The 13355-nt window shown below is 59.4% G+C and carries 12 protein-coding genes; 1 reads left to right on the top strand and 11 read right to left on the bottom strand.

The genetic code is table 11. The annotated features are described in order from the left end of the window. Positions 1-33 precede the first annotated feature (33 nt). From HWU94_RS05920 to hrcA, 11 genes are all read right to left on the bottom strand, one after another. Positions 34-813, bottom strand: coding sequence for an isoprenyl transferase (locus HWU94_RS05920; protein WP_185172904.1), 780 nt, complete (start codon positions 811-813; stop codon positions 34-36). Positions 814-816: 3 nt separating this feature from the next. After that, the gene (gene recO / locus HWU94_RS05915) at positions 817-1584 is read right to left on the bottom strand and encodes a DNA repair protein RecO (RefSeq protein ID WP_185172903.1); all 768 of its coding nucleotides are present in this window, start codon (positions 1582-1584) and stop codon (positions 817-819) included. A gap of 111 nt (positions 1585-1695) precedes the next feature. Further along, positions 1696-3438, bottom strand: a complete 1743-nt coding sequence (gene leuA, locus HWU94_RS05910) for a 2-isopropylmalate synthase (RefSeq protein ID WP_185172902.1) — start codon at positions 3436-3438, stop codon at positions 1696-1698. 209 nt (positions 3439-3647) lie between these two features. Then, positions 3648-5057, bottom strand: a complete 1410-nt coding sequence (locus HWU94_RS05905; protein WP_244955903.1) for an LCP family protein — start codon at positions 5055-5057, stop codon at positions 3648-3650. A 156-nt stretch (positions 5058-5213) separates the two neighbouring features. Next, positions 5214-6296 carry a GTPase Era gene (locus tag HWU94_RS05900; protein WP_185172900.1) on the bottom strand — a complete coding sequence of 361 codons (1083 nt, stop codon included), beginning with the start codon at positions 6294-6296 and terminating at the stop codon, positions 5214-5216. Positions 6297-6335: 39 nt separating this feature from the next. Beyond that, positions 6336-7613, bottom strand: a complete 1278-nt coding sequence (locus HWU94_RS05895) for a hemolysin family protein (protein WP_185172899.1) — start codon at positions 7611-7613, stop codon at positions 6336-6338. 3 nt (positions 7614-7616) lie between these two features. After that, positions 7617-8123, bottom strand: a complete 507-nt coding sequence (gene ybeY, locus HWU94_RS05890) for an rRNA maturation RNase YbeY (protein ID WP_185172898.1) — start codon at positions 8121-8123, stop codon at positions 7617-7619. Positions 8124-8127: 4 nt separating this feature from the next. Then, positions 8128-9228: a PhoH family protein gene (locus HWU94_RS05885; RefSeq protein WP_244955902.1), complete on the bottom strand. Its 1101-nt coding sequence runs from the start codon at positions 9226-9228 to the stop codon at positions 8128-8130. Positions 9229-9310: 82 nt separating this feature from the next. Next, positions 9311-10069 (bottom strand): 16S rRNA (uracil(1498)-N(3))-methyltransferase, encoded by a 759-nt coding sequence (locus HWU94_RS05880; protein ID WP_185172897.1) that lies wholly within the window; start codon positions 10067-10069, stop codon positions 9311-9313. A gap of 9 nt (positions 10070-10078) precedes the next feature. Next, positions 10079-11209 (bottom strand): molecular chaperone DnaJ, encoded by a 1131-nt coding sequence (gene dnaJ / locus HWU94_RS05875; RefSeq protein WP_185172896.1) that lies wholly within the window; start codon positions 11207-11209, stop codon positions 10079-10081. A 46-nt stretch (positions 11210-11255) separates the two neighbouring features. Beyond that, complete coding sequence (gene hrcA, locus HWU94_RS05870; RefSeq protein WP_185172895.1) at positions 11256-12248, bottom strand: heat-inducible transcriptional repressor HrcA; 993 nt, start codon at positions 12246-12248, stop codon at positions 11256-11258. Between the two features lie 177 nt (positions 12249-12425). On the opposite strand from hrcA, the gene HWU94_RS05865 reads away from it, so the two are divergent. Then, a complete protein-coding gene (locus tag HWU94_RS05865) occupies positions 12426-13283 on the top strand; it encodes a DUF3097 family protein (protein WP_185174792.1) in 858 nt (285 codons plus the stop codon). Positions 13284-13355: the final 72 nt, after the last annotated feature.

Here is a 13355-nt window from a genome sequence, read left to right as displayed (position 1 = left end):
CAGCCGCGGCTTTCGCCTAGTGTAGGAGGAAACTTAAGATTGGGTCACCTTATCAACGGCCCCGCCGTAGCGGCGGTCACGGCGGGCATATTCTTCTACCGCCTGCCACAGTACCGTACGGTCAACATCGGGCCAGAGCACGTTCATAAAGACCATCTCGGCATAGGCACTCTGCCAGAGAAGGAAGTTAGAGAAACGCTGTTCACCCGAGGTTCGGAGGAAAAGATCAACGTCGGGCAGGTCAGGCTCGTCGAGATAGTTCTGAAAGATTTTTTCGTTGACGTGCTTGGGCTTGAGACGGCCGGCTGCGACGTCCTCGGCAATCAGGGCGGCGGCGTCCGCAATTTCTGCCCTACCCCCGTAGTTGACGCACATGGTCAGGGTACACAGGGTGTTGTGCTTGGTTTCTTCTTCGCACTTTTCGAGCAGCTTGATAACCGACTTCCAGAGCTTGGGCCGACGACCCGCCCAGCGGATGCGAACCCCCCAGCTTTGGAGGGTCTCTAGCTGACGTTCTAGAACCTCAGAGGAGAAACGCATGAGGAAGGCGACCTCGTCGGGACTGCGACGCCAGTTCTCGGTTGAAAACGCGTAGGCAGAAACATAGGGAATACCCATTTCGATAGCACCAGCCACCACATCGAGTAGGGCTGCTTCACCGGCTCGGTGGCCCTCATTGCGGGGTAGGCCGCGTTCATTCGCCCAGCGTCCATTGCCGTCCATCACCACGGCCACGTGCTGGGGCACGAACTTGCTTGGAATCGCAGGAGCTACAGCGCCGCTGGGGTGGCTGTAGGGCTTCACCGGTGTCATCTACTAGATTTCCTTCTCTAGGGTGGTCAGAGTTTTGAGCGGCCGCTCAAGCTGCCACTGCACATAGTCCATGATATGCTGTTCAGCCCTCTGCCGGAGCGCGGGCGGGTGCTCGCTCAAAATGCCGGGCCAGTCGCCGGTGGCCAGAGCCGCTAAATAGGCAGGTTCTTCAGGAGCCAACGGGCTGAGCTGAGGGAAATGACTGGTGCGCACACACCCGGTACACAGCACCCCCAGGGACGGAGAAAAATAGGTGAGGTCATCAAGGCTACCGCAGGCGGCACAGGCGCCAATGGCCATGCTCCAGCCTGCCCTGTGCAGGGCTCGTAGCAGGTAGGAGTCAAGGACGCGGTGGGGCGGGTAGGTGCCTCGCGCTAGGGCTGAGAGGGCGCCGGCTAATAGCGTGAACTGCTCCTCTAGGCGCTCTTGTTCGTGGTTGAGCAGTTGTTCTGCCACCTCGGCTAAGACAGCTGCGACCGTGTAACGGGTGTAGTCGTTGATAATCGGCCCCAAATAGGCGCGGCGGGTAACAACCTGCGAAATCGTAGCGAGTTTTTTACCGAGGGCAGCCGAAATGTCGACCAGCATGAAGGGCTCGAGCCGGGCACCAATTTTGGAGCTGCTCTTGCGCACTCCCCTGGCTACTGCGTGCACAATCCCCCGCTGCCGGGTAGCAAGGATGATAATGCGATCGTGCTCCCCCAGATCCTGAGTGCGTAAAACAATAGCGCTATCACGAATGGTCTTAGTCGTAGATAGCGCTGAAGTCACGTCTTTATTCTCCCACATTCAGTGTGCCAGGTCTCTACCCTGACCTGTTATGCAGGGCACTGTCAAAAGGTGGGCCGTACCGGAAGTCCCGGTACGGCCCACACTTATGCTCTACTCAGCAGAGTCACGCAGTGCGCGGTTCACCGCTGAAATCATAGCCTTGAGTGAGGCACGAGTGGTCGAGCTGTCGATACCGATACCCCACAGCACCCGGCTCCCCACCGCTGCCTCAATGTATGAGGCCGCCTGGGCGCTCGCCGCAGAAGCCAGGGTATGCTCCGAGTAGTCGAGCACGCGGACGTCCACGCCCTCCTTGGCCAAAATTGACTGCAGGGCCTCGATAGGGCCGCTACCCTGACCCACTCGGTTGTAGGTATGACCAGCAATATTCAGGCCAACCCGCATAGTGGTCTCGCCGTGCTCCTCAGAGTCAATAGAAAGCGATTCAATGCGGTACTTACCCCAGCGGGCGTCCGCCTCCCTGCTCGGCAGGTACTCATCGGCAAAAATATCCCACAGGGCCTTGCTCTCAACCTCGCCACCTTGGGCATCGGTCTGAGCCTGCACAATAGCAGAGAATTCCTGCTGGGCGCGCTTGGGCAAATCGAGCCCAAAGTCCTTCTTGAGCAGGTAGGCCACACCACCCTTGCCCGACTGGGAGTTCACACGAATCACAGCCTCGTAGGTACGGCCCAGATCCTTGGGATCAATTGGCAGGTAGGGAACAGCCCATACCAGATCATCGACGCTCTTACCCTGCTCAGCAGCGTCCTTCTCCATGCGCTCGAAGCCCTTCTTGATGGCGTCCTGGTGTGAGCCTGAGAAGGCGGTAAAGACCAGGTCGCCACCGTAGGGGGAACGCTCGTGAACGGGCAACTGGTTGCAGTACTCAACGGTTCTGCGAATCTCGTCGATGTCGGAGAAGTCAATTTCGGGGTCGATGCCCTGGGTGTACATGTTCAGGCCCAGGGTGATCAGGTCAACGTTACCGGTGCGCTCACCGTTGCCAAAGAGACAGCCCTCGATACGGTCTGCACCGGCCAGGTAGCCCAGCTCAGCTGCAGCTACACCGGTGCCCCGGTCATTGTGGGGGTGTAGGGAGAGGACGACGTGTTCACGGTTGGTCAGGTTGCGGCTGACCCACTCTACAGAGTCGGCATACACGTTCGGGGTAGCCATCTCAACGGTGGCAGGGAGATTGATAATAACCTCGTTGCCCTCGCCAATACCCAGCTCATCGGTGACAGCATTGCAGACCCGCACCGCATATTCCAGCTCGGTACCGGTGAAGGACTCCGGTGAGTACTCGTAGGTAATCTTGGTGGCACCAGCCAGCTGTTCTTCGTATTTCTTGCAGAGACGGGCTCCGGTGAGGGCGATATCCAAGATGCCGTCCTGGTCCTGGTTGAAAACCACGCGGCGCTGCAGTACAGAGGTGGAGTTGTAGAAGTGGACGATAGCCTTGGGAGCCCCGTCGATAGCCTCAAAGGTCTTCTGAATCAGGTGCTCACGGCACTGTACCAGCACCTGGATGGTGACATCATTGGGAATGTGGCCCTCTTCGATGAGGGTCCGCACAAAGTTAAAGTCGGTGGCCGAAGCTGAGGGGAAGCCGACCTCGATTTCCTTGTAGCCCATCTTGACCAAGAGCTTGAACATGGCCAGTTTGCGTTCGGTGTCCATGGGGTCAATCAGGGCCTGGTTGCCGTCACGCAGGTCAACAGCGCACCAGCGGGGGGCCTTGGTCATGGTCTTGTTAGGCCAGGTGCGGTCGGGCAGGGAAACCTGAATCTGCTGGTCAAATGGCACGTACTTGTGCACGGGCATGGGTGAGGGCTTCTGAAAGTTTTTCATCGTGATGACCTTAGATGTTGAGATCGGTGAGGAAGGGGTATCGTCCCGGGTAGCACTGACCCGTATCGAAGCTACACCCGGGGCGCTTCGATACGGCAGATAAGGAGTACCAGTGTCATCTCACTCATACTGTCACGGTACCACGCAGAGACGGGCGGCGGCAGAAGCTGCCACCGCCCGTCCACTATATGGAACCGCTGGGTGGGTGCTTAGTAGATGAAAGACTGCTGGCAGGTTACCTGATCGGCGGTCTGGCCGGTAGCACCCGCTGCAATCTCAGATTGGGGGGCTTCAATGGTGTCGCTCTCAGCCAGGTCTGATCCCAGAATAACGGCAATTCCCACGTACTGGTCCGAGGGGGTCAGGGAGGTAATACCGAAGAGATTGGCAATAGCCTGAGCTTCGGCCTCATAACCGTAGGGGTAGTAAATTGCCGACTCGGTGTAGACCGCATCGGATCTGGAGGTTGTCACCGAGGTGAAGCCAGCCTGCTCAATCTTTGGAGCCAGTTCTTCAGCACGGTCCTCAACACCGGTGGCATCGGTAACGCTCACACCCAGCGAATAGGTCAGTTCAGCAGCCGGGGCGGACGATTCACTCGCGCTAGCAGAGGCAGTGGCAGCAGGCTTGACGAGGGATTCATCATTTTGAAGCTTCGTAAAGAAAGCTTCTGAATCGGCGGATAGCTGGAGCTTGTTTGCATCGTAGGTGTAGGGCTCGTTGGGGACAGTCGCAAAGACCACCTTGCTCAGATCAACCTTGGCAAAGATAGTTCCGATGCTCACCAGGTTACCCAGGTTAGTCAATTCCTTATCGATGGTGACGTTCTGGGTAATAGCCTCAGCGATGTTGAGCAGCATAGCGGGGTTGGTCAGAGTGCCCTCAGCCTGGACCTTCCGCAGCAGGGAGGCGAGGAAGCTCTGCTGGGCCTGGATACGGGCGGTGTCGCTACCGTCGCCAAAGCCGTGACGAGAACGTAGGAAGGCCAGGGCCTGTTCGCCCTCAACGCTTGAGGTACCGGCAGGAAGCTTGAGCCCGCTGTAGGTGTCGTCAATCGGCTCGGTTACACAGACCTCAACGCCACCCACGACACTCGATAGAGCCTTAACGGCGTTGAAATCTACCAGCATAAAGTGGTCAATAGCTATGCCGGTGAGGTTGCTAATCGTGGCTACGGTACAGCCGGGGCCACCGCGATCGAGGGATTCATTAATCTGGGTTTCGGTGGTAGCCGGGTAGACCTCACCGGTTTCTGCATCCGTGCACTTGGGAATATCGACCATCAGGTCGCGGGGGAAGGATATGACGTTGACGTTTGAACGGTCTTCGCTTACCTGAACCAGCATCATCACATCGGAGCGTGCCCCGGATGCGGCGTCCTCAGCAGTGCCGTAGGCCCCGTTGTTACCGGCACGGGTATCGGAGCCAATCACAAGAATGTCGAGAGGGCCGCTGGCAAGATTCGATGATAGCTCACCAATGTTCATCTCGGCGGTCTGCACGTTGCTGCCCAAACGCACCAGAGCAAAACCGCTAAAAGCAACCACCATAGCGAGAAGGGCAACGCACGAGAGCGCTATCCACTTAATCCGCTGAGACTTAAGAGGCTGGTTGCTCATGTGACGCCCCAGGGGCGTAACAACTCGCTGCGGGGGCTGACCCTGTGGCGCCATAAAAGGTATCTCCGATTCGTCTACGGTACGGGGGTGACCGATTTTCTTCAGCCCAGCTTAGGGGGTAAGACTGGGAGGAAACTCCTGATAAGTGGGGAAAATTTAGAAGCCCAGCTTGCCCAGGGCACGGGGGTCACGCTGCCAGTCCTTGGCTACCTTCACGTGAATGGAGAGGAAGACCTTGGTGCCGAGCAGGGCCTCGATGTTCTTACGGGCAGTTTGACCAATTTCTTTCAGGCGAGACCCCTGCTTACCGATAATAATTCCTTTTTGGGAGTCTCGCTCCACAAAGAGGTTTACGTGAATGTCGAGCAGGGGGTTATTCTCGCTGCGACCCTCGCGCAGTTCCATTTCTTCAACAGTGACGGCTACTGAGTGGGGCAGTTCGTCCTGCACGCCTTCCAGAGCCGCTTCCCGCACCAGCTCAGCTACCAGGGTGGCCTCAGGCTCGTCGGTCAGCTCGCCGGTGGGGTACAGCGGGGGTGAGTCAGGCAGGTAGGAGGAAAGGAGCTTCGCAACCTCTTCTACCTGGTAGTCCTTGACCGCAGAAACCGGGATGATATCTGCCCAGCCGCCACGGCCGTCATTAACAGGAGCAGGCACAGCCTGGCCCTTATCGCGGGTAGCTGCCGGGCCGCTGCCCTTACGGAAGGGAAGCTCCTCCCCCTTCTTCTTGCGCTCCTGGCGTTCGCGGCGCTGCTGGCGGGCTGCCCGCTCAGCGCTCATAATCTCATCGCCCAGCGCCGAAACGGCAAGGAGCTGCTCGGTCAGCTGCTCGTGCCCCACCTTATCGGCCTTGGTGACGATAGCGACGATGGGCTTGTTGCCCGAGGCAGCCAGCTGCTGCGCAATATAGCGGTCACCGGGTCCGATTTTTTCGTCAGCAGGAATGCAGAAACCAATCACGTCGACCTCAGAGAGGGTCTGCGCCACCATGTCGTTCAGACGCTCACCCAGCAGGGTACGGGGGCGGTGCAGACCGGGAGTATCAACCAGCACCAGCTGGAAGTCCTCACGGTGCACAATACCGCGGATGGTGTGGCGGGTAGTCTGCGGGCGGTTGGAGGTAATAGCGACCTTCTGCCCGACCAGCGCATTGGTGAGGGTTGACTTACCGGCGTTGGGGCGGCCTACTAGAACGGCAAAGCCCGCAGTGTAGTCGTCGGGGAAGGAAGCAAACTCCATGCAGATACTCCAATGATGGGATTAAGTAATGTCTTGGCTTTACTTTACAGGGTGTTGCGGCGCAGGGTCCGCCCAAACAGAGAGCGTGCCAATCTTATTGCGGCGCCCACGAGAACCAATAGCCTTAATGTGAATACCCTCAACAACAACTTCGCTGCCGATAATCGGTACCCGACCCAGGTGTTTAGCTAGCAGACCGCCGACCGTATCGACGTCCTCATCATCAAGTTCTAGGCCGAAGAGCTCGCCCAGCTCCCAGATGCTCAGGCGGGAACTAATCTTGAAGGTGCCGTCCTCTTGCAGGGTAATTTCAGGCTTCTCGTTGTCGTACTCGTCAGAGATGTCGCCGACCAGTTCTTCAATGAGATCTTCTAGGGTTACAAGACCGGCGGTTCCGCCGTACTCATCAACGACCACAGCGACGTGGGTAGATTCACGCTGCATTTCCTTGAGCAGATCCATCACGCGCTTGGATTCTGGCTCATAGCGGACCGGGCGCATCAAAGAGGTAATACCCAGGCTTGTAAGGTCTGCCCCTGCCTCGCGTGAGGCTGCCAGGGCGTCCTTGAGGTAGAGCATGCCGCGCACATCGTCAAAGGACTCGCCCAGCACCGGCACGCGGGAGTAGCCCGACCGCAGGAAGAGGGAGATAGCGTCGTCCAGGCTTTCGGTCACGTCAACCGTCACCATATCGGCACGCGGCACCATAATTGAGCGGATGCGGGTCTCATCGAGTTCAAAGATGGACTGAACCATCTCTGCCTCGTCGTCTTCGATAGCCTCAGAAGAACTTGCGCGGTCAACGAACTCAAGAATCTCATCTTCAGTGAAAATACCGGTCACCTGCTCGGAGTCCTTGGGGCTGACCTTGCGGGACAGGGAGGTGAGAGCGGACGAGAAGGGGCGGGTCAGCACGCCCAGCCCGTAGACCACCCCGGCCATCGCCGAGAAGACCTGGGTGTGCTTGGTGCGGCCCACCAGGCGGGGGGCGACCCCGAAGAAGGCAAAGACCACAACGGTCATGACCAGTAGGGTGACCAGGACGCTCACCCAGGTGCGGCTGAAAAGGTCGTGGACCAGCAGGAAGAAACAGACGACCGAAGACACCTCAGCCAGAACCCGCCAGATACGCAGGGACCGGAAGTAGGGCTCGGGGTCAGTGAGAATAGCCCGAATGCTCTTGTTCTCAGGCTCCTCCCCCAGACGCTGGGCCTCAGAGCGGGGCAGGTAGGTGTAGGACGACTCAACGGCGGTGAGCAGGTAGCCCACCAAGACTAAGAGCAGTACGGCACAGGCCAGCAAAACAGAAGAAAGCATCGGTTAGTGCCTCGTCTCTACAGGTGACGGGCGCCCCAGAAACTCTTCAAGAATGGTGCGCTGAATACCGAACATTTCAGCCTCTTCTTCCGCCGTGGCATGGTCATAGCCCAGGCAGTGCAGGATGCCGTGGGTGGTGAGCAGGCAGAGCTCATCGAGGGTGCTGTGGCCGGCATCCGCCCCCTGACGGGCGGCAACAGGCGGGCACAGGACAATATCACCGAGGACGCCGGTGGCTGGCTGATCGTCGGTGCCGGGGGTGAGCTCGTCCATGGGGAAGCTCATCACGTCGGTGGGGCCGGGCAAATCCATCCAATCGATGTGGATGCGCTCCATTTCGCTTTCGCCCACAATGGCGATAGACAGCTCGGTCTCAGGTGAGACCTTCATATGGGCAAAGGCATGGGCTACAAGCTTCTCCAGCACACCGGTATCAACAGCCTCAAAAGACTCACGCACAAAGTCGCTCGCCTCTGCGCCGGGCTCTTCAATATCAAACTCAATATTCACAGGGCTAGGCCTTCTCTTCGGGGGTTACATCGATACCTGACTGCTGCAGCAGCTTTTCGGCCGCGGCCTCAATGGTCTGGCGCTTGACCTTGCGATTGCGGCGGCGCTCCATCGAGGTCTTGGCATCGTCCCACTTATCGTAGGCACTTACAATATCCGAGACCAAGGAGTGGCGTACTACGTCCTCGGCCTGCAGAACCGCGAAATGGATATCGTCAATACCTTCAAGAATCTGACGAATCTGCTTCAGACCTGAGGCCTGACCACCGGGCAGGTCCACCTGGGTGACGTCACCGGTAATCACCATCTTCGACCCAAAGCCCAAACGGGTCAGGAACATCTTCATCTGCTCCACCGTAGTGTTCTGCGCTTCGTCCAAAATAATAAAAGCGTCGTTCAGGGTACGACCGCGCATATAGGCCAGGGGCGCCACTTCAATGGTCCCGGCCTCCATCAAGCGGGGAATGGTCTCGGGGTCCATCATGTCGTGCAGCGCATCGTAGAGCGGGCGCAGATAGGGGTCAATCTTCTCGTTCAACGACCCGGGTAGGAAGCCTAGGCGCTCGCCAGCTTCAACAGCGGGGCGGGTCAGAATGATGCGGTTGACTTCCTTTGACTGGAGGGCCTGTACCGCCTTGGCCATGGCCAGGTAGGTCTTACCGGTACCTGCCGGGCCGATGCCAAAGACCACGGTATTAGCATCGATAGCATCGACATAGGACTTCTGATTAATGGTCTTCGGGCGAATATTCTTGCCCCGGGAGCTCAGAATATTCTGGCTGATCGCGGTAGCTGGGTGGGAGAGGCTGGCGGTCATCATGCCCATGATGCGCTTGACCACTTCGCTGGTGACCTGGGTGTCGTTCTCTACCAAAATGGTGAGTTCAGCCAGCAGACGGACGGTGGTGGCTACAGTTTCTGAGGGGCCGGTAACGATGACGTCTAGCCCCTTGGGGCGAATAGTAAGACTGGGGAAGGCCTGCTCAATCAGGGTGATATTTCCGTCGTGGGGACCAAGCACCGCGACCATCTCTTCGGTTGACCGGAAGGAGAAGGTGCGGGCAACAGAGAGGGGGCGGCTGCTAGCCGTAGATGAGGTAGTCATAGATGCCCGTGCGGGCTGTCAGAGCTCCTTGAAATACAAAGCGTACGCGGTAGTTCTTACTTTACCTGTAGCAGAACGGGGTTTACCAGCGTCCTAGCGCAACGTTGAGGGCAGAAATAGCGGCTGCACCGGCGGTAGAACTGCGGAGGATTTCTGGGCCAAGCAGTACCGTGTGTGCCCCGGCTTCTGCGAGCAGGTCGAGTTCTCGGGGGCTGATACCGCCTTCGGGGCCTACGATGAAGTAGACCTCTTTCACCCGATCGGTCAGGTGCCGCTCAAGAGCTTGGGTGAGACGGTAATCTGCCTGCTCGTGGAGAACCAGGAAGAGGCCGTCCTCCCCCAGCTCGTGGGCAAGGTCGGCTAAATCTGTAGTTGAGTGCTGCTCGTAGACCGGGGGCAGCAGGGCCCGGCGGGACTGCTTAGCTGCTGCCCGCACCGTATTCTGCCACTTTGCCCGTGCTTTGACGGCCCGCTCCATCTTCCAGCGCACAATCGACCGGTCGGCGCTCCAGGGCACAATACCGTGGGCGCCCAGCTCGGTGGCCATCTCAATGGCCTGGATATCCCTATCCCCCTTAGCCAGGGCCTGCACAAGGTATATCTCTACCCCCACCGTATCTTCGGTGAGTTCGAGGACCTCAAGCACGGGGCCGTCCTGACCCAGCTCAGTAACCCGGGTGATAGCGCGGTTGCCCTCACCGTCTACCACATCGAGCCCTTCCCCGAGCACCGGACGTTTAACGAGGGCGTGGTGCCCCTCGTCGCCGGTCAGGTGCAGGGTGGCACCTGGCGTCAGGGCAGCCAGCTCGTCAGGTTCGATGTAGTAGACAGCGTTGCTCATGGGGTCATCCTATTTGAGGTGGTCTTTGAGGCGGGAGAAGAAGCCGCCCTGCTTATGGGTGACGGTTTCGCTGACCTGCAGGTCTTCACTGCGAAGCTCGGAGAACTGCTTGAGCAGGTTCTTCTGCTCCTCGGTGAGGTCGGTGGGGGTACGTACCTCAATCTGCACACGGATGTCGCCGCGGCCCCCGCCGCGCAGGTGGGTGACGCCCAGGTCCTTGAGGGTGACCACGTCACCTGACTGGGTTCCGGTGGGAATCTGTACCTGCTGGGGGCCGTCGAAGGTGTCGAGGGTGATGGTGGTGCCCAGGGCCGCTGCGGTCATGGGCACACCTACGGTAGCTACCAGGTCATCGCCGTCCCGGCTGAAGGTGGGGTCGGGGTTGACGCGCAGCTCAACGTAGAGGTCGCCGTTGGGGCCGCCTGCGGTACCGGCTTCACCCTGGCCTGCCAGGCGGATGCGGGCGCCATTGGTGACGCCGGCGGGAATTTTGATGGTGAGGGGCTTGCGTTCCCGCACGCGGCCTTCGCCGTAGCATTCAGCGCAGGGGTGCTTGATGACGGTGCCGAACCCGCGGCAGGTGGGGCACTCAACGGGCTGCACGACGGTGCCCAGAATCGACTGGACCTGGCGCTGCATGTAGCCCTGGCCGTGGCAGGTGTCGCAGGTTTCGGGGTGGGTGCCCTCAGCGGTTCCTTCGCCCTTGCAGAGGTCACAGGTAACGGCGGTATCAACGGTGATGGGCTTGTGGGTGCCGAAGACGGCATCTTTGAGGTCGATCTTGACGTTGATGAGGGCGTCCTGGCCCTGACGGACGCGGCTCTGGGGGCCGCGCGGGCCAGAGTTGAAGAAGGTATCGAAGATATCTTGGAAGCCGCCAAAGCCCCCGCCGAAGCCGCCTGCTCCTGCACCGAAGCCACCGGCGGTGCCGTTTTCGTTGCCGGTCTGGTCGTAGATGCGGCGCTTTTCGGGGTCAGAGAGCACATCGTGGGCGAGGGAGACGCGCTTGAACTCCTCGGCAGCTTCTTCCGAAGGGTTGATGTCGGGGTGCAACTGGCGGGCCTTCTTGCGGTAAGCCTTCTTGATTTCTTCGGGGCTGGCATCGCGTGAGACGCCGAGGGTTTCGTAGTGACTGCTCACTGGTTCTCTCTTTCGATGGGCTGGTTTAAAGGGGGTAGGCGCAGGGCTAGGCCTGGCCCAAAATCTTGGATAGGTAGCGGGCTACGGCGTTGACCTTGGATACGGTGCTGGTGTAGTCCATGCGGGTGGGGCCAACGACTCCCACGTGGGCAGCTCCCCCGGGCCCGTAGCTACTGGCGACGACCGAGGTTTCGGCCAGGGATTCGCTGCGGTTCTCAGAGCCGATACTCACGGCAAATCCGCGTTCATCGTGGTCTAGGTCGGTGAGTAACTTGAGCAGCACAACCTGCTCTTCTAGGGCATCGAGCACCGGGGCGATGCTGCCTCTAAAATCTACGGTCGAGGCGGCAAGGTAGGAGGTGCCCGCAATCAGCACCTGAGAAGAGGCACCCTGGGCGGCGAGTAGGTGCAGGGCCTCGGTGAGGGGGCTGAGTAGGTTATTGCCGGGGGTGGACGCCGGTGCTGCGGCTATGCTGTCGAGCGTACGGTTGGCGTAGAGGTCAAGGAGCTGCTGGCGGGCCACTGTAAGCTCTTCGGGGCTGTGGGCAAGGGTGAGGGTACGCTGGTTTACCTGGCCGGAGTCGGTGATAAGGATCAGCAGCACCGTGGTGCTGGAGAGGGAGACCAGCTCGATATGGCGCACGCTGGTAGCCGGGCCGGTAGGGTACTGCACCATAGCTACCTGGTGGGTGAGCGATGAGAGTAGACGCACGCTGGTCTTCATCATTTCATCAACGCTTTCGGCGCTATCGAGAAGGGTTCGAATCGCCCGTTTTTCAGCGTCAGAGAGGGGCTGTAGGGACGATATCTGGTCAACGAAAAGGCGGTAGCCCCGGTCGGTGGGCACCCGCCCGGCACTGGCGTGGGGGGCCTGGATCAGGCCCTGCTCTTCGAGAGCCGCCATGTCGTTGCGCACGGTGGCGCTGGAAACCCCCAGCTGATACCGCTCGAGCAGGGTTTTGGACCCCACGGGCTCACGGGTGTGCACGTATTCTTCGACGATGGCTTGCAGAACTTGCAAGCGTCTCGGGTGGTTCACGGCACCTCCTGGGCTCATAGGTCTTCGCCTGGTGGGCGAAGAGGTCTGCGGGGCTAGGTTAGCACTTGATGACCTTGAGTGCTAAGTTACCCGTTAACTCTAATACCACTGAACTAGAATCAGAACTCGGTACGCTGATGGCTAATGCCCCTGGATGAGAGAGTGAGAGACACACCGATGGACTACCGCGATACCTGGGGTCAGGCTGACCTCATCTCCCACCGTCCTACCCTGCCCAAGGTACCTCTTGCCCCCGGCATGGTGCTAGAGGACACCGCCACCGGCTTTGTGGGGGCGGCAGTGACCCTGCGGGCTACGGCGTCCGGCCCTCAAGTGGGCCTCGAAGACCGGCGAGGCCGTATCAAGTTCTTCCCCCTGGGCCCGGGTTTTTTGCTTGAGGGCCGCAGTATTGATCTAACCAAGCCTCAACAGAAACCTAAGACCGCTACACGACAGGTTTCTCGGTCGGGGTCGGTTGCGGTGGAGAACGCTCCGGCACGGACGGCCAGGGCCAGCCGTATCTGGGTGGAGGGCGTACACGATGCCGAGCTCATTGAAAAGGTCTGGGGCCACGATCTACGGGTTGAGGGTATCGTGGTGGAACCCCTGCACGGGGTCGACGATCTCGCCGCAGCAGTTGCAAGTTTTGGCCCGGCCTCCCACCGCAAACTCGGAATTCTGGTAGACCACCTGGTGGCAGGAAGTAAGGAAGAGCGCATCGCGCAAGAGGCCATGGCAGTGGCCGGTGCCCGCGAAAACGTGCTGATTGTGGGCCACCCCTTTGTGGATATCTGGCAGGCCGTCAAGCCCCAGGTATTGGGCTTACAGGCCTGGCCCGAAGTTCCCCGCGGGGAAGACTGGAAGACCGGCATACTGCGGCGTTTCGGCCGAGCGGCAGAGACCCCAGAGGACGTCCGTGCCGGCTGGGATTCCATTCTCAAGAGGGTTAATTCCTACACCGATCTTGAGCCAAGTCTCTTAGGGCCGGTAGAACACCTCATTGACTTCGTCACCCTTGACGGGCCCGCAGGCTAAAGCGGGTACAGGCGGTGTGACAAATATCGTCCTGCTCCCCCATAAATTCGTAGGCTTCACATATACCGTCCT

The sequence above is a fragment of the Rothia nasimurium genome (assembly GCF_014217215.1).
GTDB lineage: Bacteria > Actinomycetota > Actinomycetes > Actinomycetales > Micrococcaceae > Rothia > Rothia avistercoris.
Note: the sequence above shows the minus strand (reverse complement) of the source record. Positions and strands in the feature narration are given on the sequence as shown.